This window comes from Streptomyces macrosporus (assembly GCF_039533145.1).
GTDB lineage: Bacteria > Actinomycetota > Actinomycetes > Streptomycetales > Streptomycetaceae > Streptomyces > Streptomyces macrosporus.
The window spans coordinates 333,462-355,364 of the sequence record NZ_BAAASZ010000020.1 but is presented as its reverse complement, the minus strand read 5'-3'; the positions used below and the strand labels follow the sequence as shown (position 1 = coordinate 355,364).

Genomic DNA, 21,903 nt, shown 5'->3' with positions numbered 1-21,903 from the left:
CGTTGCCGCAGCTGGCTTTCGCCAACACCTTCTGGGACAAGTACGAGCAGCTGGAGAAGCCGGTCCGGGCAGGCGTACGGAAGGCGATGAAGAAGTTTCAGCAACTCACCGTCGCCGAACTGCGCGCCGACAAGGGTCTGCACCTGGAGTCCGTGGAGAACGCCCGTGATCCGCGCCTGCGGACCATCAGGATCACCGACTTCTGGCGGGGTGTCGTCCTCGCACCCGACGACGGCGGTGACACCTTCCTCCTGGTGAACGTCGTACAGCACGACAAAGCCTACGAATGGGCCGCCAAGCGGCTCTATACGGTCAACACCGCCACGCGCGGCCTGGAAGTCCGCAATGTCGTCGCCATCGAGCAGCTCACCCCGGTGCTGGAGCAGACTGCGACGAAGGTACAGGAGCGCTTGTTCGACGGCTTCTCGGACGCGTCCCTGACCCGGCTCGGCATCGACGCGGGAACGCTGCGCGCGGCCCGCACCATCACCGACAAAGCCCAGCTGGAGGCGTTCGCCTCACTGTTCCCCGAGGACCAGTTCGAGGTGTTGCAGTTCCTCGCCGAGGGGTTCGACGAAGACACGGTCTGGCGGGAGGTCGTAGCCGTACGCCGTCCTACGGACCCCGGGCCCTACGACCCCGACGACCTGTCGTCCGCCATCGCCAACACTCACAGCCGTATCACCGTGGTCACGGGAGCGGAGGAACTGGAGGACATCCTCACCAAGCCGTTCGCCGCCTGGCGCATCTTTCTCCACCCCACCCAACGCCGAGTGGCCTACCGGGCGACCTATACCGGCCCCGCCCAGGTCACCGGTGGCCCCGGCACGGGCAAGACCGTGGTGGCCCTGCACCGTGTGAAGCACCTGCTCCAGAGGTCGCCGCACGCAGGCAGGATCCTGCTCACCACGTACACGACCGCGCTGGCGAAGTCCCTCAGGGAGAGCCTCGCGCTGCTCTTGGAGGACGAGGCCCTGCTGAAGCGGGTCGATGTCACCACAGTCGACGCTCTGGCCCGGGACGTCGTGCGCCGCCGCCGTGGCTCGGTGCCCCGGTTGTGCGACGACGCCGACGAACGCTTCCGCTGGCGCAAGGTCCAGCAGAACCTCGGGCTGGAGTGGAACGAGCAGTTCCTCTCCCAGGAATACCGGCATGTGGTGCTCACCCAGTCGATCTCCACCGAGGACGAGTATCTGCGAGTGGTGCGGCGCGGCAGGGGGTCGGCCCTGGGACCGGTCAAGCGGACGCAGGTGTGGCGGGCCATGAGGATGTTCGAGCAGGGCCTGCGCAAGGACGGGAAGTGCACCTACCTGCAGTTGTGCGCGGAGGCCGCCAGACTCTTGGGCGAACCAGGGGCGGGTGACCCGCCGTACGCCCATGTCGTGGTCGACGAGGCACAGGATCTGCACCCGGTCCAGTGGCGGGTCCTGCGCGGAGCCGTCGCACCGGGGCCCGACGACCTGTTCATCACGGGGGACCCGCACCAGCGCATTTACGACTCACGTGTCTCGCTGGGTTCTCTCGGTATCCCGGTCGCGGGCCGTTCCAGCCGGCTGCGCATCAACTACCGCAGCACGGAGGAGATCCTCCGCTGGGCAGCGGCCCTGATGGAGGACGAACCGGTGGAGTCACTGTCGGGCGACGGCAAGGACTCACTTGCCGGTTACCGTTCCCTCCTGCACGGCCGTCGGCCCGCGCTGAGGGGTTTTGGAAGTGAGGACGCCGAGCTGAACGCGGTCGTCGCGAAGATCCGCGAGTGGGTCGCAGGCGGCGCGGCGCCGGCGGAGATCGCGGTAGCCGCCCGTTTCCACCAGACGCTGGACAAGGTCAAGGCGCGACTGGAACGCGCCGGGCTGCCCGCGGTCCTGGTCAGGGAGGGACCAGGGCAGCAGGACGTGGGGGTGCGGCTCGCCACTCTGCACGCGATGAAAGGCCTGGAGTTCCGGTGCGTTGCGGTGATCGGCGTGACGGCAGGCACCTTCCCGTTCCCGCCGGCCGTCACACCACCGGATGTGGACCGACTGCAGCACGAGGCGGACATGCTGGCCGAACGCTGCCTTCTCTTCGTGGCCTGCACACGCGCACGCGAGGAACTGTACGTGTCCTACACAGGCAGGAGCAGTCGTTTCCTTCCCGCAGCAGCTGACATTGAGGGCTGATCTCCCGGTTCCCGTATCGGGTCCGGAGGACCGGGGCCAGCGGAATCCTGAAGGACCGTCCCGGTCCGAAACCCGGCAGGGCCCCAGCGGCAGACGAGCCGCGCTGTACGCCGGGTTCTGTCTCCGGTGGGCCTCGCGGCCCGCCGGGAGGCGGCCATCCATCTGGGACCGGTGTCGCCACCGGCCTCGTGCGGTCTACCCGCGGACTCGGGCGGGCCGCCCTCGAACATCCGCGCAGGGCCGCCGCCCCTCGTCGGGACGGCAGCCCCTCTTGACCTTGCTCCGGGTGGGGTTTACCGAGCCGCCCAGGTCACCCTGGGCGCTGGTGGTCTCTTACACCACCGTTTCACCCTTACCGAGGGCCGTGGGGCCCCCGGCGGTCTGCTTTCTGTGGCACTTTCCCGCGGGTCGCCCCGGGTGGGTGTTACCCACCACCCTGCCCTGTGGAGCCCGGACGTTCCTCGGCGGGTTCCCCGGAGGGACTCCGCCGCGACCGCCCGCACGACTCGTCTGCCGTGCCGCCCATGCTACCGGCCGTGGGGGACGGCCGCGCTTGACCTTGTCGCGACGTCAATGTGTTGACTCGGGTCCATGAGAATCGGCGAGCTGGCCGCCCTGGCGGGGGTCACCACCCGCACCGTGCGGCACTACCACCGGCTGGGGCTGCTGCCCGAGCCCACGCGGCGCGCGAACGGCTACCGCGAGTACGGGCTGCGCGACGCGGTGCTGCTGGCGCGGGTGCGGCGGCTGACCGAGCTGGGGCTGAGCCTGGACGAGGTGCGCGACGTCCTGGCCGACGACGCGGGACGCGAGCTGCACGAGGTGCTGACCGAGCTGGACGGCGACCTGGCCCGGCAGGAGGAGGCGCTGCGCGAACGCCGGGCCCGCGTCCGTGAGCTGCTGCGGCTGGCCGAGCGCGGCGAGCTGCCCGCCGAGGGGCCGGTCTCCCCCGAACTGGCCGCGCTCTTCGGGGAGATGGCCCGGGCCACGGCGGACCTGCCCGGTCCCGAGCCGGCGATGGCGGCCAGGGAGCGGGAGCTGCTGGCCCTGATCGAGACGACCGCGCCGCCCGAGGCCCGTCGGGAGCTGTTCGCCGCGCTGGGGTCCATGGGCGGCGACCCGGCGGCGGTCGCCCGGATGTACGAGGTGTACGCCCTGCTGGACGCGCTGGCGGAGGCCGACGCGGACGATCCGCGCGTGGCGGAGGCGGCGCGGGCGGTGGCGGACTCCGTGCCCGAGGAGGTGCTGGAGGGGATCGGGGACGTCCCGTCCGACGAGGACCTCTCGGGCGGTTTCGCCGAGGCGTTCTTCGCCGACCTCTCCCCCGCCCAGGCGGAGGCCCTGCGGCGGGCGATGCGGCTGCTGGCGGAGCGTGCCCGGTGAGGCGGGCGAGGTGGGCCGCGGCGGCGGTGCTGCCGCTCGAGCTGGTGTTGGTGGTCTGCCTGGTGGCCGGGGTGCGGGTGCCGGCGCCGGTGGTCGTGGCCGCGGAGGCGGCGGTGGGGTGCGTGCTCGCCGCGGAGGCGGTGGTGCTGGGACGCGCGTGGCGGCGGGCGCGCGGGCGGGGGCTGCGCGGCCGGGAGGCGGTGCGCGAGGCCGTGCGGGCCGCCGTGCCCGCCCCGGTGCGGCGGCTGGTCGTGCACGAGCTGCGGGTGGCGGCGAGCCTGGCCCGGTGGGCGGCCCGGCGCCCGCACGGGGTGGGCGCGGGGGACACGGCCGTGCCGTACGCGGGCGGGCAGGCGCCGATGATGTACGGGCTGCTGTTCGTGGCCGTGGTGGAGACGGTGGGCATGGCGGTGCTGCTGGCCCCCTTCCCCGCGGCGCACCTGGTCGTGCTGGTGCTGGACGTGTGGGGCGTGGTGCTGGCGCTGGGGCTGCACGCGGCCTGCGTGGTGCGTCCGCACGTGGTGGGCGCGGACGGCTCGCTGCGGGTGCGGTACGGCGCGCTGGTGGACGTGTGGGTCCCCGCGGGGCGGATCGTCTCGGCGCGGGTCGAGCACCGCTTCCCGGACGGGCGTCTGATCCGGGTCGACGACGGGGTGCTGGATCTGGTCGTCGCGGGGAGGACCACGGTGACGGTGGAGCTGGACGCCCCCGTGGAGGTCGTCCGTCCGCTGGGCGGGCGGGAGCGGGCGCGGGTGCTGCGCTTCTGTGCCGACGACCCCCGGGCGGCGGTCGCGGCGCTGCGGGAGGCGGGCGGACGCAGGCCCCTGCCGGCCGGCTGATCCGGCGGCGGGCCCGGCCCCTCGGGGAGCGGCCCGGGCCCGTGTGTCGCCGGGTGTCCGTCGGGACTTCCTCACTTCCTCTTCTTCTTGTCGTCGAACATCTCCTCGCGGGTGGACTCCCCGGTGCTGCGGTCCTCCACCTCGCCGCCGGACTTGGCCGGGTCGGCCCCGATCGCCTCGCGGGCGGCCTCGCCGCCGGTGCTGCGGTCGCCGAGGTCCGCGCCGGAGCGCGGCATCCCCTCGCTGCCCCGGACGTTCCCGGTGCCCTTCTGCCGGGTTCCCTTGCCGGGCTTCTCGTGGGGGGTGTCCTCCTCCTTGGCGCGCCGTCCCGCCGCGGCCGGGTCGACGCGGCCCTTGGCCGTCTCCCCGGAGATGTGACGGACGTGCTCCCGGGCGGTCTCCTTCATCTTCTCGTCGCGGTTCTCGCTCTCCCTGGCCATGATCACCCCTGTTCTCCCGGCCGTCCGGGGCAACCCGAACAGCACACATATGACTACTTCATTCGCATATCGGGTTTTTCCGGCGCTCGGGTGCCCGTCGGCGGGGTCCGTATGCCTGTCGTCGCCCACTCGACCCGACACGGGCGGCTACACCGACCGCGTCTCGCCGCTGCGGTCCAGGTACGCCTCGACCGTCCGGCCCTCCAGGGCCGCCACGACGCGCCGGTGCAGGTCGTGGACCTGTTCGGCGTCCTCGGGGCGGACGGAGGGGGCCACCGTGTCCCGGACCAGGTCCGCCGCCCGGCGCACCTCGGCGACGTCCTCCTCCGCGCGCACGGCCACCGCCAGGTCGCGCAGCATGCGCAGCAGGGCTCCCAGCACGGTGGGCTCGGCGGACGCGTAGCGCCGGAGCTGCCCGCAGGCCAGGTCGAGGTAGTACCGCAGGTCGCGGTCCGGTACGACCGCCCGTCCGACGCCGTCCCGGTCCTCGTGCACGGTCGCCCCCAGCCGGCTTCCGGCGACCCTCACCAGCAGGTCGGCCATGTGTCCCACGGCGGTGCAGGCGGTCTGCGGGTCGTTGATCCCCGGCGACACCGCCTTGACCGCGATGTCCTCCAGTTGCCGGAAGCCGAAGGCCACGTCCTGCTCCAGGGTCCGCTCGTAGCCGAGCACCAGGAGCCCCTCGACCAGGTCGGCGGCGCCCGCCTCGTCGGGGTACGGGGCCGACGCTCCCGTCGAGGGGTCGCGCGCCCACACGACGGCGATCGGATTGCCGGAGACGACCAGGTCGCCGGGGCGGACGAGGAGCCACACCACGGCACCGGCCCGGCGGGCCCCCTCCACGAGCTCCTCGACGCGGACCGACCGCACGAAGCCACTGCTCCGCCCGTGCACCGTCGTGCCGGGCACCCGGTCCGGCGGCTCGCCCGGGGAACGCCGGGGCGGGTCGGTGCGGGCCGGGTAGAACATCCTGATCGCCTCGTCGGTCTCGTCGTGGACCGACAGCATCATGGAGTCCACCCGCACCTCGCGGACGATGTGGGTCAGGAACCCCAACACGGCGGCCAGCGAGGCGATGCCGAGCGTGGCGGCGACGAACAGCGCGACGGCGGGCACCGGCCGCTTCGCGTCCAGGAAGGCCAGGGCCGTCAGGGTGAACACGGCCGTGGAGATCAACACGGTCAGGACGGTCTTGATGGTCCGGTCGCGCGCGTACCGCCGCAGCAGGCGCGGGGAGAACTGTTGGGAGGCGAGTTGCAGCGTCACCACGGTGATGCTGAACGTCACGGTGGTCACCGTGACGGCCCCGGTCGCCAGCGCCTGCAGCGCCGTGGAGGCGGAGTCGTTGTCGCCGGGCCACAGGCCCGAGAGCGGCGTGCCGCGCTCGGGCCTGATCCGTCCCAGCACCAGCGCCACGGCGAAGGCGCACAGGCCTCCCGCGGCGGGCCACGTCCACAGGGGCGTGCGGGCCTTCTCGGCGTGGGGCGTTCCAGGAGGACGGAAGGGTTTCACCCTGACCGACTTACCGCGTCGCCGGAGGCCGACACCGGCATCCGGAGCCGGTGCGTCCGCGTGGCGGACGTACGCTGCTGGACGCGCCGGAACCGGCGGCGCGCGTACCACCCCGTGAGGAGAACCACCGTGCTCGTACTGCTGCCACCGTCCGAGGGCAAGGCCACCGGCGCCTCCGGTCCCGCGCTCGACCTGGACGCGCTGTCGCTGCCGGGGCTGACGGCCGCGAGGGAGGCGGTGCTGGAGGAGCTGGTGGCGCTCTGCTCGGCCGACGAGGACAAGGCGCGCGAGGTGCTCGGGTTGAGCGAGGGGCTGCGCGGGGAGGTGGCCCGGAACGCCGCGCTGCGGACGGCTCCGACGCTGCCCGCCGGCGAGGTCTACACCGGCGTGCTCTACGACGCGCTGGACCTGGCCGGCCTGGACGCGGCGGCGCGGGAGCGGGCCGAGCGCCGGCTGCTGGTGTTCTCGGGGCTGTGGGGCGCGGTGCGGATCACCGACCCGATCCCGCCCTACCGCTGCTCGGGCGGGGTGAGACTGCCGGGGCTGGGGAGCCTGGGCCGGTACTGGCGGGAGCCGCTGGCGTCGGTGCTGCCCGAGGCGGCCGGCGACGGGCCGGTGCTGGACCTGCGGTCGTCGGCGTACGGCGCGATGTGGAAGCCGGCGGGCGACCTGGCCGAGCGGACCGCGACGGTGCGGGTGCTCCAGTCGAAGGTCGTCGACGGCGTGGAGAAGCGGTCGGTGGTCAGCCACTTCAACAAGGCCACCAAGGGGCGGATCGTCCGGGCGCTGCTGGAGGCGGGCGCGGAGCCGGCCGGTCCGGCGGAGCTGGCCGAGGTGCTGCGCGGGCTGGGTCACACGGTGGAGGTCGAGCCTCCGGCGAAGCGCGGCACGCCCTGGCGGCTGGACGTCGTCGTCACCGAGCTCTGACGGCACCCCGGCGGAAGCCCGACGGCCCGCTGTTGCACAGTGCGCAACGGCCGTTGCGGCATGTGGCGGGCGGCGGCAGGATGGCGCCCATGACCGCCGCCCCGTCCGTCCCCCCGCCCTCCGTGCTGGGCCTGGGGCCCGTGCTCCCGGTCGTCGTCCTGGACGGTCTCGCCCCCGGGGACGCGGTGCCGCTGGCGCGGGCGCTGGTGGCGGGCGGCCTGCCCGCGGTCGAGATCACGCTGCGGACGCCGGGGGCCGAGGAGGCGGTCCGCCGCGTCGCGGCGGAGGTGCCCGAGGCCGTGGTCGGGGCGGGCACGGTGCTGACGCCGGAGCACGTGGCGTCGGCCGTGGACGCGGGCGCCCGCTTCCTGGTGAGCCCCGGCTGGACGGATCGGCTGCTGGAGGCGGCGCGGGCGTCGGGCGTGCCGTTCCTGCCCGGGGTGTCGACCGCGTCGGAGGTCATGGCGCTGCTGGAGCGCGGGGTGACGGAGATGAAGTTCTTCCCGGCCCGCGCGGCCGGCGGCCCGGCGTATCTGGCGGCCCTGGCCTCGCCGCTGCCGCGGGCCCGCTTCTGCCCGACCGGCGGTGTCGGCCCCGACTCCGCGCCGGACTACCTCGCCCTGCCCAACGTCGCCTGTGTCGGCGGCAGTTGGATGCTGCCGCCGGAGGCGGTGCGGACGCGGGACTGGCCCCGGATCGAGCGCCTGGCCCGCGAGGCCGCCCGGCTCGGCGCGCACGCCGGGCCGGGCCCGCGCCCCGGCGGTCTCAGCGCAGGTGACCGGTGTCGTTGAGCAGCCGCAGCGAGGCGTTGCCGTCGGCGTAGTACGCCACCGCCGACAGGGACGCGGCCGACAGCTCCATCCGGAACAGCGACTCGGGCGGGGCGCCCAGCGCCAGCCGCACCAGCACCTTGATCGGCGTGACGTGGGAGACCACCAGCACCGTCCGGCCCGGGTACCGGTCGAGGATCCGGTCGCGGGCGCGTTCGACGCGGCGGGTGACGGAGGCGAAGGACTCGCCGCCGGTGGGGGCCGCCTCGGGGTCGGCGAGCCAGGCGTCCAGGTCCTCCGGGTGGCGCTCGCGCACCTCGGCGAAGCTCAGCCCCTCCCAGGCGCCGAAGTCGGTCTCGCGCAGGTCCTCGTCGACCTCGACCTTCAGGCCGAGCCGCGCGGCGACGATCCGGGCCGTCTGGCGGCAGCGGGTCAGCGGCGAGCTGACCACCTCCTGGACGGTGCCGCGCGCCGCGAGCGCCGCGGCGGCGGCCTCGGCCTGCCGCAGTCCGGCCTCCGAGAGCGCGGGGTCGGTGCCGCCGCTGCCGGAGAACTTCTTGAGGGGGGTGAGCGGCGTCTCGCCGTGCCGCAGCAGCACGACGGTGGTGGGGGCGCCCAGGTCGGGGCCCCAGCCCGCGTGCGGGGTCCTCGGCTCGGTCCGCGCGGCGAGGGCGGTGGGGTCGGCCGAGGTGCCCGGCGCCGGGTCCGGGGCCGTCCCGCCGGTGCGGGAGACGCCGTCGCGCACGGCCTGCCGCACGGCGGCGCGGGCCGCCGCCCGTGCCTCGGCGGAGCTCTCGGCCGTGGCCGGGGCGGCCTCGGCGCGGGCGTCGGCGTCCCCCGCGGCGAGTTCCGCCGTCGAGGCGGACGGCTGCCAGGTCCCGCCGCGGCGGCCGGCGTCCATGGCCTCGTTGGCGAGCCGGTCCGCGTGCTTGTTCCGCTCGCGCGGGATCCACTCGTAGGAGACGGCGTCGGGCGGGAGGATCGAGGCGGCCTCCGCGGCCAGCGGGCGCAGGTCGGGGTGCTTGATCTTCCAGCGGCCCGACATCTGCTCGACGACCAGCTTGGAGTCCATCCGGACCCGCACCGTCGCCTCCGGGTCGAGCGCGCGGGCCGCGCGCAGGCCCGCGATCAGGCCGCGGTACTCGGCGACGTTGTTGGTGGCGGTGCCGATGTACTCGGCCGTCTCCGAGAGGGCCCGACCCGTCCGGGCGTCGCGGACCACCGCGCCGTACCCGGCCGGGCCGGGGTTGCCGCGGGAGCCTCCGTCGGCCTCGACGACGAAGGACCGGGGGGACTCGGGAGACCCCGTCATCACAGGCCGGACTCGGGGGTGCGGACCAGGATGCGGCGACAGTTCTCGCAGCGCACCACCGAGTCCGCCGGGGCCTGGCGGATCTCGTTGAGCTCGGTGATGTTCAGCTCCAGGCGGCAGCCCTCGCAGCGCCGCTGGTACAGGCGCGCCGCGCCGACGCCGCCGTGCTGCGCGCGCAGCTTGTCGTAGAGCCCGATCAGGTCGGCCGGAACCGAGCCGGCCACGACCTCGCGCTCCTTGGTGATCGTGGCGGTCTCGGCGTCGATCTCCTCCAGCGCGGCGTCGCGCCGCGCCACCGCGTCGTCGATCCTGGCCTGGACGGACTCGACGCGCCGGGTCAGCTCCGCGACCCGCTGCTGCACGGCCTCGCGGCGCTCCATGATCTCCAGGACGACGTCCTCCAGGTCGCTCTGGCGCTTGGCGAGGGAGGCGATCTCCCGCTGGAGGTTCTCCAGGTCCTTGGGGGAGGTGATCGCGCCGGAGTCGAGCCGGTCCTGGTCGCGGGCGGCGCGCTTGCGCACCTGGTCCACGTCCTGTTCCGCCTTGGTCTGCTCGCGGGCGGTGTCGCTCTCCTGCGTCTGTGCGGCGACCAGCAGGTCGCGCACCTGGGTGAGGTCGGCGTTCAGGCTTTCGAGTTCGGCGTGCTCGGGCAGGTTCTTGCGCCGGTGCGCGAGCTGGGTGAGCCGCAGGTCGAGGGCCTGGACGTCGAGAAGACGGATCTGGTCGGCTGGCTCGGCGTTCAGTTGGGGGCTCCTGTGTCGGTGGTGGGTGCGGCGCCGTCGGCGGGGGCGGACGCCGCGTGGGTGGTCCAGGGGTCGGTGACGGTGCGGGAGACGTGGACGCGCAGTCCCCAGCCGTGCCGTTCGGACACCGCGTCGAGTTCGGCGGCGGCCTGCTCGCACCAGGGCCACTCGGTGGCCCAGTGCGCGGCGTCCACCAGCGCCGGTCCCCCGTCGAGGGCACCGTGCTGGACGGCCTCGGAGGCCGGGTGGTGCCGCAGGTCGGCGGTGACGTAGGCGTCGACGCCGGCCGCGCGCACCTCGTCGAAGAGGCTGTCGCCGGAGCCGCCGCAGACCGCGACCGTGCGGATCGGGCGCTCGGGGTCGCCGGCGGCGCGGACGCCCTGCGCGGTGGCGGGCAGGCCGGCGGCCACCCGGCGGACGAACCGGGCCAGCGGCTCGGGCGCGTCCAGTTCGCAGATCCGGCCGAGTCCGCGCCGGCCGGTGGGGTCGGCGGGGTCGGGCACCAGCGGTGCCACGACCCGCAGGCCGATGGCCCCGGCGAGGGCGTCGGAGACGCCGGGGTCGGCGCGGTCGGCGTTGGTGTGGGCGACGTGCAGGGCGATGTCGTTCCGGATCAGGGTGTGGACGACGCGGCCCTTGAAGGTGCCCGCCCAGACCGTGTTGGTGCCGCGCAGGTAGAGGGGGTGGTGGGTGAGGAGCAGGTCGGCGCCGAGCTCCACCGCCTCGTCGGCGATCTCCCGTACGGGGTCGACGGCGATCAGCACCCGGTTCACCTCGGCGTCGGGGTCGCCGCAGACCGTTCCGACGGCGTCCCATCGCTCGGCCCACTCGGGGGGCCACAGGTCGTCGAGCGCGGCGATGACATCGGAGAGTGCAGGCACGGGTGAGAGGTTACCTTCCGTCCGCCCCGGAGTGCCGGGTCGGAGGCCCGCCGGCCCGCCGGAGCGCCCGGCGGGCCGGCGGGGCGTCCCGTCTCCGCGCCGGATGGAGCACACCGCGTCCCGCTTCCCCTCGCGAATCCGTACACCGTCCCCCGAACGTGTGAAGGCTCCCGGCTGTCGCCGCCCGGCCGGGAAGGCGAAAACTAGCGTCGCTACCGGAGGTGATGGGTCGATGACTGTCTGTGCTGTCGACACCGTTCCGGGGAACGGCGGGAGGGCGGCGCCCACCGGTTTCGCGATCGCCGCGGACGGCTCCTACGCGGCCAGGCTGACGGTGGCCGAGGGAGGCGGGGGGTGGATCCCCGAGCGCTGGACGCTGGACGGCCCCGAGCCGTACGCGGTGCCGCTGCCGGGGCCGCGGCCGGAAGGGCCCGGCACCCAGGTGCTGCCGCTGCCCGACGGACGGGTGCTGATCTGCCGCAGGGCCGCCGACCGGCACCACCTCGCACTGCTCTACCCCTCCGGCCCGCGCACCGGCGAGCTTCCCCTCGGCTCGGTGGAGTCCGAGCGTCTGACGCTGCTGCCGCCCGCCCCGGACGGCCTGTCGGTCCACGCCCTCTCCCCCGGCCGTTCCGGCGGGCGCGGCACGGCGGTGTGGCTGGTGCACGGCGGCTCCTACGGCCCGGAGCCGGTGGCCGAGGTGCCCGGGCGCTGTTCGGGCGGCACCTGGCTGGACCGGGAGGGGCGGCTGCTGGCGCTGGACCGCACCGACGCCTCCGGCCGCACCAAGGCCGTCGTCGTCGACCTGGAGCGCGGCGAGGTCTCCCCGCTGTTGCAGATCACCGACGACAGCGACGACCGGCTGCTGCTCGCCGACCCCGACAGCGGGCTGCTGCTCGTGCGGTCCGACGCCCCGGGCGAGACGCGGCTGGGCTGGGGGGTGCTCGGCAGCCACCGGCCCGTGCGCTTCCCCGAGGCGCTGCGCCCGCAGGGGGTGGCGCTGACCCCGTTCGCCATCCAGCCCGGTCAGGCGCTGGTGCCGGAGGGCTGCGCGGTGGCGCTGCGCGTGGACGGGCCGAACGGGACGTGGGTGGCCGTGTGGCGGCCCACGCAGCGGAGGCTGCGGCATCTGGCGGCTCCGCAGGGGTGGCTGCGGGGCTCGGGGCTGTGGACGGTGGACGGGGAGCTGCGGTTGCCGTACTCCACCGACCACACGCCGTGCGGGCTGGCCCGGATCGCGGTGCCGGCCCCGGAGCCCGAGCCGCTGCCGAGGCCGCGTCCGGAGCCGGTGGCGGAGGGGGCCGGGGCGGTGCCGCGGGGGCCGTCCGCGGCGGGCGAGGAGAGCGGATCGTTCACCGTGTTCACGCTCCGCTCGGTGGCGCGCACGCCGGTTCCGCTGCAACAGGCGCCGTTGGCCCGGACCGCCGCGGAGCGAAGATCGTAGAACTACTACGATCCGGTCGGGTACGGAGGGAACCGACCGGATTCACGGAGTAGTTGGCGATGTCCCAGGCCCACGGCCCGATCCAGAGCCCGACCCAGATCACGACCCCGAACCCGAACCAGAGCACGCCCGGCGGCACGGCGGGCGCCCGCCCGAGCGGCGAGACCGCCGAGAGCCGAGGCAGGCACCGGGGTCCGGCCGCCGTCGGCGAGGAGGCGACGGTGCCCGCGCAGGGCCGCCACCGCCGCCCCGCCGCGCAGGAACAGGTCGGCTAGGCCCGGCCCCGCCGGACGGCGGGACCGGCCGGACGCGCTACGCGTGGTGGACGACGGTGTCGGCCAGGACGGGGGCATCGTCGCGCTCGACCGCGGTGACGGACGCCTTCAGGCGGGTGTCGTCCTGCCGCCAGACGCGGATGCGGAGGGTCTCTCCGGGGAAGACCACCCCGGCGAAGCGGGTGCCGTAGGCGCGCACCCGGTCGGTCTCGCCGTCCAGCACGGTGTCCACCACGGCCTTGAGCGTCATGCCGTAGGTGCACAGCCCGTGGAGGATCGGCCGGTCGAAGCCCGCGGCGCGGGCGAAGTCCGGGTCGGCGTGGAGGGGGTTCCAGTCCCCCGACAGCCGGTACAGCAGCGCCTGGTCCTCGCGGACGGGCCGGGTGAGGACCAGGTCCGGCTCGCGGCCGGGCGGATCCGTGCGGACGGACGGGCCGCGCTCGCCGCCGAAGCCGCCCTCGCCGCGGACGAAGATCACGGCGTCGCAGCTCCACAGCGGCCCGTCGCCGTCGGCGACCTCCGAGCGCAGCGTGATGACGGCGGCCTCGCCCTTGTCGTGGACGGCCGTGATCCGGGAGGTCTGCCGGGCCCGGCCGTTCACCGGGACCGGCCGGTGGAGGGTGAGGGACTGGCCGCCGTGCAGGACGGAGGCCAGGTCGACGTCGACGCCCGGCGCGGAGAGCCCGTCCAGCAGCGTCAGCCGGCCGCCGGCGACGGTGGCGAAGCTGGGCAGGACGCGCAGCCTGCTCTCCAGGGTGTAGCGCAGCTCCAGCGGGTCGGTGGCGGGGGTGCCCGCGCCGATCCCCAGGTGGTAGAGCTGCACGTCCCGGTGGCCCCAGGCGAGTTCGGTGGTGACCGGCTCGGCGGCGAGGGCCTTGGCGGCGTCGATGGGCATGGAAGCTCGCTCCTCGGCGACCACGGGTGGAAAGGTGGGCAGGGGCCGCGGCCCGCCCCCGGCCGTACCGGAAGCGGGGAGGCGTTCCGGCCCGGCGGCTTGCCTGTGCGGGTCTTACCTGTATAGCGCACATACCGTGGCGGGACCGTGTCGAGCCGGCCGGTCCCTCTCCCCCACCCCCCGTGACCGGCCCGGCGGGGCGGTGCGGCACCATGGGCCGCGGCACCGGGCCGGACGGACCGGGTGGGCCGGTCGGATCGGGTCGGGGAGGTCGTCGATGGAGGAGTCCGTCAAGCCCGCGGCGGACGTGGTCGCCGCGTTCGAGGCGGCGAAGGGCTTCATGCCCGTCGACGAGGGGATGGCCCTGTACGCCGCCGCCCGCGAGGCGGCGCGGCTGGGGCTGCCGCTGCTGGAGATCGGCACGTACTGCGGACGTTCCACGATCCTGCTGGCCGACGCCGCCCGGCGCGCGGAGGGGGACGTGACGGTCCTGACCGTCGACCACCACCGGGGCAGCGAGGAGCAGCAGCCGGGCTGGGAGTACCACGACCCGGAGCTGGTCGACCCGGAGGTCGGTCTGATGGACACCCTCCCGACCTTCCGCCGCACCCTGCACGCGGCCGGGCTGGAGGACCACGTGATCGCGCTCGTCGGCCGCTCGCCGCGGATCGCGTCCGTGTGGGGCGGGAAGCTGGGGCTGGTCTTCGTCGACGGCGGCCACACCGACGAGCACGCGAACGCCGACTACGAGGGCTGGGCGCCGCACCTGGCCGAGGGCGGGCTGCTCGTCGTCCACGACGTGTTCCCGGACCCGGCCGACGGCGGGCAGGCGCCGTACCGGATCTACCGGCGGGCCCTGGAGTCCGGTGCCTTCGCCGAGGTCTCCGCGGTCCGCTCGCTGCGCGTTCTGCGGCGCACGGGTCCGGGCGTCTGACGCCCGCCGCTACGATCTGCGGTCATGTCCCTCGGCAGACGGCTGTTCATCGTCCTCGCGGTCCTGCTGCCCGTCTGCCTCGTGGGCTGGTCGGCGTGGCAGGCGGCGCGACGGACGGACGCCGGACCCGCGCCCGGGCGGCCCCCCTCCCCGGCGTCCGCCGCCCCGTCGGCCGGCGGCGACGCGCGGGAGCCGTCCGGAGGGCCGGGGGCGTCCGCGGAACCGGACGGGGACGGCCGGCCGCTGCGGGGCGCGGTGATCGTGCTCGACCCCGGGCACAACCCGGACAACCGCGAGCACACCCGGGAGATCGCGCGCCGGGTCGACATCGGCACGGGCCGCAAGGAGTGCGACACCACCGGAACGGCCACGGACTCCGGTTACGCGGAGGCGCTGTTCACCCTCGACGTCGCGCGCCGCGCCCGCGCCGTCCTCGAAGAGCGGGGCGCCACGGTGGAGTTCACGCACGACGGGGACCGGCCGTACGGGCCGTGCATCGACGAGCGCGCCCGGGTCGGGAACGAGGCGGGGGCCGACGCCGTGGTCTCCGTGCACGCCGACGGTTCGGCCGTCGGCGACCGGGGCTTCCACGTGATCCTCCCGGCGCGGGTGACGGAGGGGGCCGCCGACACCACGCGGATCACGGGTCCGTCACGGCGGTTGGGCGAGCGCCTGGCCGACGCCTTCGCCGAGGCGACCGGCTTCGAACCGGCGGAGTACCTGGGTTCCTCCACGGCCGACACCGGGCTGGTGACCCGCGGCGACCTGGGCGGGCTCAACCTGTCCCGGGTGCCCAAGGTGTTCCTGGAGTGCGGCAACATGCGCGACCCCCACGACGCCCGGCGGTTCACCGACCCGGAGTGGCGGGAGCGCGCGGCCCGCGGCATCGCCGACGGCATCACGGCCTTCCTGCGGGACGCGGACGACCGTTACGACGGTGAGACGAACAAGACGGACCCGCCGGACCGCGCCGGGCGTCCTTCCGTACGATAGGGCCCGCCCCCGTCTGACCAGACCATGACGAAACCGATTAAGGATATTACGTGAACATCCGCTCGCTCACCCGAAGCGATGGCGCGGTAATCGGAGCAGCGGTGCTGCTGTTCATCGCCTCCTTCCTCTCCTTCTTCCAGGCGGAGGACGACAACTGCACCGGGACCTGCTCGTTCAACACCTGGGAGCCCGCCCTCTTCCCGCTGCTGCCGACCGTGACGATCGCCGGTCTGGCCGCCGCGGCCCTGCTCGCCCTCGGGCACATGCTCCCCGGAGAGCGGAAGGTCCTCGGGCTCGGTCTCGACCAGTGGGGCACCGCGCTGGCGGTCTTCGTCGGCTGGTCGGCCCTGTGGTCGGCCTTCTCCGACCTCGTGCCCGAGGTGGACACCGGCTACGGGAGCGCCAACGACGGGGTGGAGCTGGGCGTCGGCGCCTGGCTGACCCTCATCGGCGGCCTGGTCATGGCGGTCTTCGCGGTCCTGGGCAACACCGTGCCGGCGCTCAAGGGCGCGCTGCTCCCGGCCCCCTCCCCGCGGGCGGCGGCCCCGAACCCCTACGGCCCGGGCCCGCAGCCGGGCGGGTACGGCTACCCGGGCGGCCCGCAGCCGGGCGGGTACGGCTACCCGGGCGGTCCCCAGCCGGGCCACCCGCAGCCGGGTCACCCGCAGCCCGGTCAGCCCCAGCCGGGCGGGTACGGCGGTGGCGGGCCGGCCCCGGCGGCGGCCGGCGCCCCCGACCCGAACTTCCAGCCGTTCTGGTTCGCCGTGCCGGTCGCGCGCCCGCTGTTCCCGGAGGACGGCTCGCCCAACCCGATCGCCGAACTGGCGCCGGGCACCTGGTACCTGGCGGTCGAGCAGCGCGGCCAGGCGCTGGTGGCGCAGACGCAGGACGGCCGCCGCGGCGTCCTGCAGGACACCTCGGGCATCCAGCGCGGCTGACGCCCCCGCCGGCGTCCGGCGGCACACACACCCACGGCCCTCCGCCCCGCTCGGGCGGAGGGCCGTGGCCGTCCTCCGGCCCCGCGCCGCACACCGTCGCGCACCATACGCCACATTTCCCGACAGCAGCCTCAACAGGCGCTCAAAAAGGGCGAGTTGGGTTTGTCCACGACACAAGCGGCAACCCGGAGCACATGGTCACTACTGTCAGACGGCGCTACGGAGGCAACCAGGCCGCCGCGGTGATCCGGGTCGTCGCGGACATCGTCGCGGCCGTCATCGGCCTCTGGATCCTGCTGTACGTGCTGGACGCCAACCGGGGCAACGACCTGGTGGTGTTCGTCCAGGACTCCGCCCGCTGGCTGGCGGGCTGGTCCCACGACCTGTTCGACCTGGAGCCCGGCTGGTTCCAGGTGCTGATCAACTACGGAATCGCGGCGGTGGCCTATCTGTTCCTGGGCCATCTGCTGGCGGCCCGGGTCCGTCGGTACTGACGGCCCGGGCGGCTGTGGGGACGGTGCGGGGCGGGACCGGACGGCCTCAGCAGCAGTCCGGCTCCAGCCCCGCCGGCAGTCCCTCCCCGCCGAAGACCGCCACCGTGGCCTGGTCGCCGCCGAGCGCGGCCACGGCCAGCAGCAGCGAACCGGCGGTCCAGGAAGTCAGCTCCTCCGGCCAGAAGGCGTCGTCCTCGAAGACGTAGCCCGTCCAGTACATGCCGTTCTCGGCCCGCAGGTGCTGCATCCAGCGCAGGATCTCCAGCGCCCGGTCCGACTCCCCCATCACCCACAGGGCCAGCGCGAGTTCGGCGCTCTCACCGCCGGTCACCCACGGGTTGGGCAGGACGCAGCGCACGCCCAGGCCGGGGACGACGAAGCGGTCCCAGCCCTCCTCGATCCGCTCCTTGGCCGCGGGTCCGGTCACCGCGCCGCCGAGGACGGGGTAGTACCAGTCCATCGAGTAGCGGCTCTTGTCCAGGAAGCGCTCGGGGTGGTGCCGGATGGCGTGCCCGAGCTGTCCCAGGGCCAACTCCCAGTCCGGCTGCGGCTCCTCGCGGTGCTCGGCGAGGGCGAGCGCGCAGCGCAGCGCCTGGTGGATGGAGGAACAGCCGGTCAGCAGGGCGTCGGCGACGGGGGTTCCGTCGGCCTCCCGCTTCCAGCCGATCTGTCCGCCGGGCCGCTGGAGGGCGAGGACGAACTCCATCGCCGCGAAGACCACCGGCCACATCCGCTCCACGAAGGTGTCGTCGCCCGTGGCCAGGTAGTGGTGCCACACGCCGACGGCGACGTAGGCGCAGAAGTTGCTCTCCTTGCCCAGGTCGGTGGGGCGGTCGGCGTCCCCGTCGGCGTACGCGGCGTACCAGGAGCCGTCGGCGTTCTGGTGCTCGGCCAGCCAGCGGTAGGCGGCCTCGGCCCGCTCGTGCTCGCCCGCGGCGTCCAGCGCCATGGCGGCCTCGACGTGGTCCCAGGGGTCGAGGTGGTGGCCGCGGAACCAGGGGATCGCGCCGTCGGGGCGCTGGAGGGCGGCGATGCCCGCCACGGTCCGCGCGGCCTGTTCGGCGGTGAGGACGCCCGGCAGGACGAGCCGTTCGGTGCGGCCCGGGCTCGTCACGCCCCCTCCGCACCGGATGCCGCGGCGACGGGGAGGTGCGGCTTGGTGGCGTAGGCCACGAAGCTCTTGCCCATCACGGGGTTGAGGAGGTCCTCGGCGAGCCGGGTGACCAGCGGCTTCTTCATGATGTCCCAGACCAGCAGCTTGTGGTACGCCCGCACCGGGAGCGCGGCGTCGTCGCCGTCCCGGTGCACCCCGAAGGCGCACTTGAGCCACCAGTACGGGGAGTGCAGCGCGTGCGCGTGGTGCGTCCCGTACGGCCGCAGGCCCGCCTCGCGCATCTTCGCCAGCAGTTCGTCGGCGCGGTAGATGCGGATGTGGCCGCCCTCGACCTCGTGGTAGGCGTCGGAGAGCGTCCAGCAGACCTTCTCGGGGCCGTAGCGCGGCACGGTCACCGCGATCCGGCCGCCGGGGCGGAGCACCCGGACCATCTCGGCGAGGACGCCCTTGTCGTCGGGGATGTGCTCCATCACCTCGGAGACGATCACGGCGTCGAAGCTGTCGTCCGGGAAGGGCAGCGCGAGGGCGTCGCCCTCCATGGCGGTGGCCTCGGCGCCCGCCGGGGCCTCGCCGGCCTCCTTCATGGCGGCGAACCACTTGGCGACCTCGCGGATCTCCTCGCCGTTGCGGTCGAGCGCCACGACGCGCGCGCCGCGCCGGTAGCACTCGAAGGCATGGCGTCCGGCGCCGCACCCCAGGTCCAGGACCCGGTCGCCGGGGGCGAGCGGGAAACGGGAGAAGTCCACGGTCAGCACTGGCGGTCTGCCTTCCTCGGTGACGTGCGGGGAACTAGCTGAGGGCGGAGGCGGAGGTGCGCCGGACCGCCGTGTCCTGGAGCGCCGAGCGGTAGTGCTCCACCGTGCCGCGGGCGGCCTGTTCCCAGGTGAAGCGGCTCAACACCCTCTCCCGTCCGGCCGCGCCCAGCCGCGCGCGCAGGTCCGCGTCGCCGAGCAGCCTGCCCAGCGCGGCGGCGAGCGCGCCCGCGTCGCCCGGGGGCACCGCCAGGCAGGTCTCGCCGTCGGGGCCGGCGACCTCGGGGATGGCGCCGCCGGTGGTGGCCACCAGGGGGGTGCCGGTGGCCATGGCCTCGGCGGCGGGCAGGGAGAAGCCCTCGTAGAGGGAGGGCACGCAGGCGACCTGGGCGCCGCGCACCAGGTCCACCAGCTCCCGGTCGCTGATGCCCTTGACGAACTCGATGGCGCCCTCCAGCCCGTACCGCTCGATCGCGGCGGCGACGGGGCCGTTCTCGGCGCGCTTGCCGACGACCACCAGGTGCGCGTCCGGGTGTTCGGTGCGGACCTTGGCCAGGGCCTCGACGAGGTGGACCAGTCCCTTGAGGGGGACGTCGGCGCTGGAGGTGGTGACGATGCGGCCGGGGACCTCGGGCACGGACGGGTCGGGCGAGAACAGCCGGGTGTCGGCGCCGATGGGCACGACGTGGACGCGCTCGGGGCGCACCCCGAGGTGCTCGGTGATCTCCCGGCGGGAGGAGCCGGAGACGGTGAGCACGGTCGGCAGCCGCCGGGCGACCCGCCTCTGCATGCGGGTGAAGCCGTACCAGCGGCGCACGGACGCCCGCCGCTTCCAGTCCCGCGCGGCCTCCAGGTCCAGCCGCCGGTCCACGGTGATGGGGTGGTGGATGGTGGTGACCAGGGGGAAGCCCAGGCGTTCCAGGCCGAGCAGGCCGTAGCCGAGGGTCTGGTTGTCGTGGACGACGTCGAAGTCGCCGCGCCGGGCGGCCAGATGGCGGCGGGCGCGCAGCGAGAAGGTCAGCGGCTCGGGGAAGCCGCCGGTCCACATGGTGGCGACCTCCAGCACGTCGATCCAGTCGCGGTACTCCTCGCGCTTCGGCGTGCGGAAGGGGTCGGGCTGCCGGTAGAGGTCGAGGCTGGGCAGCTCGGTGAGGCTGACGCCGTCCTCGTCGTCCAGGACGGGGTAGGGCTGGGCGCCTATGACCTCGACGCGGTGGCCGAGCCGGGCCAGTTCGCGCGACAGGTGGCGCACGTAGACGCCCTGGCCGCCGCAGAACGGATTCCCCTTGTAGCTGAGCAGGGCGATCCGCAGCGGCCGGTCGCCGTCGGCGGCCGTACCCGTCAGGGGGCCGGGCGCGGCGTCCCAGGTGGCCTCTGCCGTCACTCACGGCCCCCTTCCGAAGGTCCTCGCGGCAAACGTCCGCGGGAGCGTAACCGCTCGCGTTAATCTGGAACAAGTTTCAAGGATGGTCCGGCCGTGCTCCGCCCGCACCCCGATCGCACCCGGTTCCGGAGACCGTCCACGGCCCCGGCCAGCAAGATTACCGGCCGGTACGAGATCCGGACCGGCCGGGTCCGGGTGATTCACGCCACGGCTCCGTCCTGGGAGGATGCGGACCCCGGGCCGCCGCGGACCGGCTCCGGGAGGCCCGCCGGGACAGATGGCAGGAGAGCATGACGGCACACTCCACCCCTCCCTCCGCCCCGCCGCTCACCGAGCGTCAGGAGGCGCGGCGCCGCCGCATCCTGGACGCCACCGCCGAGTTGGCCCGGCGCGGTGGCTTCGGCGCGGTGCAGATGCGCGAGGTCGCCGAGTCCGCGGACGTCGCGCTCGGCACGCTCTACCGCTACTTCCCCTCCAAGGTCCACCTGCTGGTCGCCACCATGCACGACCAATTGGAGCGGCTGCACGAGACGCTGCACCGGCGGCCGCCGGAGGAGCCGGAGCCGGCGGCGCGCGTGGCGGAGACCCTGCTGCGCGCCTTCCGCGCGCTCCGGCGGGAGCCGAACCTGGCGGAGGCCATGGTGCGCGCGTTCACCTTCGCCGACCGCTCGGCCGGCGCGGAGGTCGACGCGGTCTCCCGGCTCACCACCGCGATCATCCTGGACGCCACGGGTCTGGAGGGGCCGCCGACGCCCGAGCTGCTCTCGGCGGTCCGGGTCGTCGAGCACACCTGGCACTCCACCCTGATCGGCTGGCTCTCCGGGCGTTCCTCCGCGGAACAGGTGCGGACGGACATCGAGACGGTGTGCAGGCTCGTCGAATCGGAATCCGCCGGGGGCGCACGCCGATAATCATTCCGGTTCACGCGCGCCCCCTGATCACTTCCTCTGCTTCCCGTACTGGCCGGTACTGGCCGAAAGTGCGCGTTATCCGGTGGCCTTTATAGGTATCTGTTGACGGGTGTTCGACAACCGTCACCCGAACAGGGCACTGAAGGAGCCGAACGTGATTCAGGTACTGCTGGTGCACCACCTGGGCCTGTTGCGATCCGGCCTGGCCGCGCTACTGGACGAGGCGCCCGACATGGAAGTCAAGGACGTCCCCTGGTCCGGTGATCCCGGCCGACTTCGGTCCCTGCGGGCCGACGTGTGCGTCGTCGACACGGAACTTCCGGAGTCGCCGAACGGAGGCGGTATCGCGGATCTGTGTCGGCATATGTCCTCGGCACAATGCGGCCTGTTGGTTCTGGCCACTCCCGGAAGACCCGGTCTGCTGCGCCGGGCCTATGACGCGCAGGCGCTGGGATTCGTGAACAAGGACGCGACCCCGCAGAAGCTCAGAGAGGGAATCCGGCACGTCGCCGCCGGCAGGAGATACGTGGACGAGTCCCTCGCCCACGATCTTCTGCGTGCCGCGGACATGCCGCTGACCGCGCGGGAGTTAAGCGTCCTGTCCCTGGCCGCCAAGGGCGCCACCGTCTCCGAGATCGCCGGCCGCCTCCACCTGTCGCGCGGCACCATACGCAACTACATGTCCGCGATCACCCGCAAGACCGGCGCCCGCAACCGCGTCGACGCCATACGCATCTCCCAGGGCGCCGGCTGGGTGTAGCCGGACGGTCTTCACCTGTTCCCCCTGTCCTCCGTGTTCCCGG

General features: G+C 74.1%; 21 protein-coding genes, 1 other RNA gene and 2 pseudogenes. 13 read left to right on the top strand and 11 right to left on the bottom strand.

The annotated features are described in order from the left end of the window. The first annotated feature begins 2 nt into the window (after positions 1-2). Positions 3-2,159 carry a UvrD-helicase domain-containing protein gene (locus tag ABD335_RS13700; RefSeq protein ID WP_344322566.1) on the top strand — a complete coding sequence of 719 codons (2,157 nt, stop codon included), beginning with the start codon at positions 3-5 and terminating at the stop codon, positions 2,157-2,159. Positions 2,160-2,249: 90 nt separating this feature from the next. Here the strand turns inward: ABD335_RS13700 and rnpB are convergent. Continuing rightward, an RNA gene (gene rnpB / locus ABD335_RS13695) (RNase P RNA component class A) lies at positions 2,250-2,668 on the bottom strand. Between the two features lie 82 nt (positions 2,669-2,750). Here rnpB and ABD335_RS13690 point away from each other — a divergent pair. Both ABD335_RS13690 and ABD335_RS13685 read left to right on the top strand, forming a co-directional pair. Next, on the top strand, positions 2,751-3,542 hold the full coding sequence (locus tag ABD335_RS13690; protein ID WP_344322564.1) for a MerR family transcriptional regulator: 792 nt from the start codon (positions 2,751-2,753) through the stop codon (positions 3,540-3,542). Further along, entirely contained in the window at positions 3,539-4,381 is an 843-nt protein-coding gene (locus ABD335_RS13685) for a hypothetical protein (protein ID WP_344322563.1), read from the top strand. Before ABD335_RS13690 ends, ABD335_RS13685 begins: the two co-directional genes overlap by 4 nt. A 71-nt stretch (positions 4,382-4,452) precedes the next feature. On the opposite strand, the gene ABD335_RS13680 is transcribed toward ABD335_RS13685, so the two are convergent. Next, a complete protein-coding gene (locus ABD335_RS13680; protein ID WP_344322562.1) occupies positions 4,453-4,821 on the bottom strand; it encodes a hypothetical protein in 369 nt (122 codons plus the stop codon). A gap of 147 nt (positions 4,822-4,968) precedes the next feature. Beyond that, a complete protein-coding gene (locus tag ABD335_RS13675; RefSeq protein ID WP_344322561.1) occupies positions 4,969-6,333 on the bottom strand; it encodes a DUF2254 domain-containing protein in 1,365 nt (454 codons plus the stop codon). Between the two features lie 129 nt (positions 6,334-6,462). Here ABD335_RS13675 and yaaA point away from each other — a divergent pair, with 129 nt between their 5' ends. Together yaaA and eda are read left to right on the top strand one after the other, a co-directional pair. After that, positions 6,463-7,260, top strand: coding sequence for a peroxide stress protein YaaA (yaaA, locus tag ABD335_RS13670; protein WP_344322559.1), 798 nt, complete (start codon positions 6,463-6,465; stop codon positions 7,258-7,260). Positions 7,261-7,349: 89 nt separating this feature from the next. Next, positions 7,350-8,051: a bifunctional 4-hydroxy-2-oxoglutarate aldolase/2-dehydro-3-deoxy-phosphogluconate aldolase gene (gene eda / locus ABD335_RS13665; protein ID WP_344322558.1), complete on the top strand. Its 702-nt coding sequence runs from the start codon at positions 7,350-7,352 to the stop codon at positions 8,049-8,051. Here eda and ABD335_RS13660 read toward each other — a convergent pair. The 3 genes from ABD335_RS13660 to ABD335_RS13650 are packed head-to-tail and all read right to left on the bottom strand — an operon-like array spanning position 8,026 to position 10,966. Further along, a complete protein-coding gene (locus ABD335_RS13660) occupies positions 8,026-9,342 on the bottom strand; it encodes a bifunctional RNase H/acid phosphatase (protein ID WP_344322557.1) in 1,317 nt (438 codons plus the stop codon). The two genes, eda and ABD335_RS13660, sit on opposite strands and share 26 nt — an antisense overlap. Continuing rightward, complete coding sequence (locus ABD335_RS13655) at positions 9,342-10,085, bottom strand: zinc ribbon domain-containing protein (protein WP_344323031.1); 744 nt, start codon at positions 10,083-10,085, stop codon at positions 9,342-9,344. Before ABD335_RS13655 ends, ABD335_RS13660 begins: the two co-directional genes overlap by 1 nt. Continuing rightward, complete coding sequence (locus tag ABD335_RS13650) at positions 10,082-10,966, bottom strand: Nif3-like dinuclear metal center hexameric protein (RefSeq protein ID WP_344322556.1); 885 nt, start codon at positions 10,964-10,966, stop codon at positions 10,082-10,084. The genes ABD335_RS13655 and ABD335_RS13650 overlap by 4 nt, the downstream gene beginning before the upstream one ends. A 232-nt stretch (positions 10,967-11,198) precedes the next feature. Here ABD335_RS13650 and ABD335_RS13645 point away from each other — a divergent pair, with 232 nt between their 5' ends. Further along, positions 11,199-12,410, top strand: coding sequence for a hypothetical protein (locus tag ABD335_RS13645; protein WP_344322554.1), 1,212 nt, complete (start codon positions 11,199-11,201; stop codon positions 12,408-12,410). A gap of 59 nt (positions 12,411-12,469) precedes the next feature. Beyond that, complete coding sequence (locus ABD335_RS13640) at positions 12,470-12,685, top strand: hypothetical protein (protein ID WP_344322553.1); 216 nt, start codon at positions 12,470-12,472, stop codon at positions 12,683-12,685. Positions 12,686-12,722: 37 nt separating this feature from the next. Here ABD335_RS13640 and ABD335_RS13635 read toward each other — a convergent pair whose 3' ends face one another. After that, on the bottom strand, positions 12,723-13,580 hold the full coding sequence (locus ABD335_RS13635) for a MaoC/PaaZ C-terminal domain-containing protein (protein ID WP_344322552.1): 858 nt from the start codon (positions 13,578-13,580) through the stop codon (positions 12,723-12,725). 277 nt (positions 13,581-13,857) lie between these two features. On the opposite strand from ABD335_RS13635, the gene ABD335_RS13630 reads away from it, so the two are divergent. From ABD335_RS13630 to ABD335_RS13615, 4 genes are all read left to right on the top strand, one after another. Beyond that, a complete protein-coding gene (locus tag ABD335_RS13630; RefSeq protein ID WP_344322551.1) occupies positions 13,858-14,514 on the top strand; it encodes a class I SAM-dependent methyltransferase in 657 nt (218 codons plus the stop codon). A 24-nt stretch (positions 14,515-14,538) separates the two neighbouring features. Then, positions 14,539-15,507 carry an N-acetylmuramoyl-L-alanine amidase gene (locus ABD335_RS13625; RefSeq protein ID WP_344322550.1) on the top strand — a complete coding sequence of 323 codons (969 nt, stop codon included), beginning with the start codon at positions 14,539-14,541 and terminating at the stop codon, positions 15,505-15,507. A gap of 50 nt (positions 15,508-15,557) precedes the next feature. Further along, a complete protein-coding gene (locus tag ABD335_RS13620; protein ID WP_344322549.1) occupies positions 15,558-16,445 on the top strand; it encodes a DUF5336 domain-containing protein in 888 nt (295 codons plus the stop codon). A 194-nt stretch (positions 16,446-16,639) separates the two neighbouring features. Next, entirely contained in the window at positions 16,640-16,939 is a 300-nt protein-coding gene (locus ABD335_RS13615) for a hypothetical protein (RefSeq protein ID WP_344322547.1), read from the top strand. Between the two features lie 46 nt (positions 16,940-16,985). Here ABD335_RS13615 and ABD335_RS13610 read toward each other — a convergent pair whose 3' ends face one another. From ABD335_RS13610 to ABD335_RS13600, 3 genes are read right to left on the bottom strand one after another with little or no spacing between them, the layout of a single operon-like run. Further along, on the bottom strand, positions 16,986-18,053 hold the full coding sequence (locus ABD335_RS13610; RefSeq protein WP_344322546.1) for a prenyltransferase/squalene oxidase repeat-containing protein: 1,068 nt from the start codon (positions 18,051-18,053) through the stop codon (positions 16,986-16,988). Beyond that, a complete protein-coding gene (locus ABD335_RS13605; RefSeq protein WP_344322545.1) occupies positions 18,050-18,808 on the bottom strand; it encodes a class I SAM-dependent methyltransferase in 759 nt (252 codons plus the stop codon). Before ABD335_RS13605 ends, ABD335_RS13610 begins: the two co-directional genes overlap by 4 nt. Before the next feature lie 34 nt (positions 18,809-18,842). Further along, positions 18,843-20,189, bottom strand: coding sequence for a glycosyltransferase family 4 protein (locus ABD335_RS13600; protein WP_344322544.1), 1,347 nt, complete (start codon positions 20,187-20,189; stop codon positions 18,843-18,845). A gap of 290 nt (positions 20,190-20,479) precedes the next feature. Here ABD335_RS13600 and ABD335_RS13595 point away from each other — a divergent pair, with 290 nt between their 5' ends. Together ABD335_RS13595 and ABD335_RS13590 are read left to right on the top strand one after the other, a co-directional pair. Continuing rightward, positions 20,480-21,100, top strand: a complete 621-nt coding sequence (locus ABD335_RS13595; protein WP_344322543.1) for a TetR family transcriptional regulator — start codon at positions 20,480-20,482, stop codon at positions 21,098-21,100. 232 nt (positions 21,101-21,332) lie between these two features. After that, positions 21,333-21,776, top strand: a pseudogene (locus ABD335_RS13590) (LuxR C-terminal-related transcriptional regulator); the annotation flags it as partial. On the opposite strand, the pseudogene ABD335_RS30785 reads toward ABD335_RS13590, so the two are convergent. Further along, positions 21,690-21,903 (bottom strand): annotated as a pseudogene (locus ABD335_RS30785) (ABC transporter ATP-binding protein); the annotation flags it as partial. The pseudogenes ABD335_RS13590 and ABD335_RS30785 overlap by 87 nt on opposite strands.

What these genes read in the sequence shown, in the direction of transcription:
- ABD335_RS13595 (WP_344322543.1), top strand. Translation starts at nt 20,480, where the DNA reads ATGACGGCACACTCCACCCCTCCCTCCGCCCCGCCGCTCACCGAGCGT.
- eda (WP_344322558.1), top strand. Translation starts at nt 7,350, where the DNA reads ATGACCGCCGCCCCGTCCGTCCCCCCGCCCTCCGTGCTGGGCCTGGGG.
- ABD335_RS13635 (WP_344322552.1), bottom strand. Translation starts at nt 13,580, where the DNA reads ATGCCCATCGACGCCGCCAAGGCCCTCGCCGCCGAGCCGGTCACCACC.
- ABD335_RS13680 (WP_344322562.1), bottom strand. Translation starts at nt 4,821, where the DNA reads ATGGCCAGGGAGAGCGAGAACCGCGACGAGAAGATGAAGGAGACCGCC.
- ABD335_RS13615 (WP_344322547.1), top strand. Translation starts at nt 16,640, where the DNA reads ATGGTCACTACTGTCAGACGGCGCTACGGAGGCAACCAGGCCGCCGCG.
- ABD335_RS13660 (WP_344322557.1), bottom strand. Translation starts at nt 9,342, where the DNA reads ATGACGGGGTCTCCCGAGTCCCCCCGGTCCTTCGTCGTCGAGGCCGAC.
- ABD335_RS13640 (WP_344322553.1), top strand. Translation starts at nt 12,470, where the DNA reads ATGTCCCAGGCCCACGGCCCGATCCAGAGCCCGACCCAGATCACGACC.
- ABD335_RS13645 (WP_344322554.1), top strand. Translation starts at nt 11,199, where the DNA reads ATGACTGTCTGTGCTGTCGACACCGTTCCGGGGAACGGCGGGAGGGCG.
- ABD335_RS13690 (WP_344322564.1), top strand. Translation starts at nt 2,751, where the DNA reads ATGAGAATCGGCGAGCTGGCCGCCCTGGCGGGGGTCACCACCCGCACC.
- ABD335_RS13630 (WP_344322551.1), top strand. Translation starts at nt 13,858, where the DNA reads ATGGAGGAGTCCGTCAAGCCCGCGGCGGACGTGGTCGCCGCGTTCGAG.
- ABD335_RS13625 (WP_344322550.1), top strand. Translation starts at nt 14,539, where the DNA reads ATGTCCCTCGGCAGACGGCTGTTCATCGTCCTCGCGGTCCTGCTGCCC.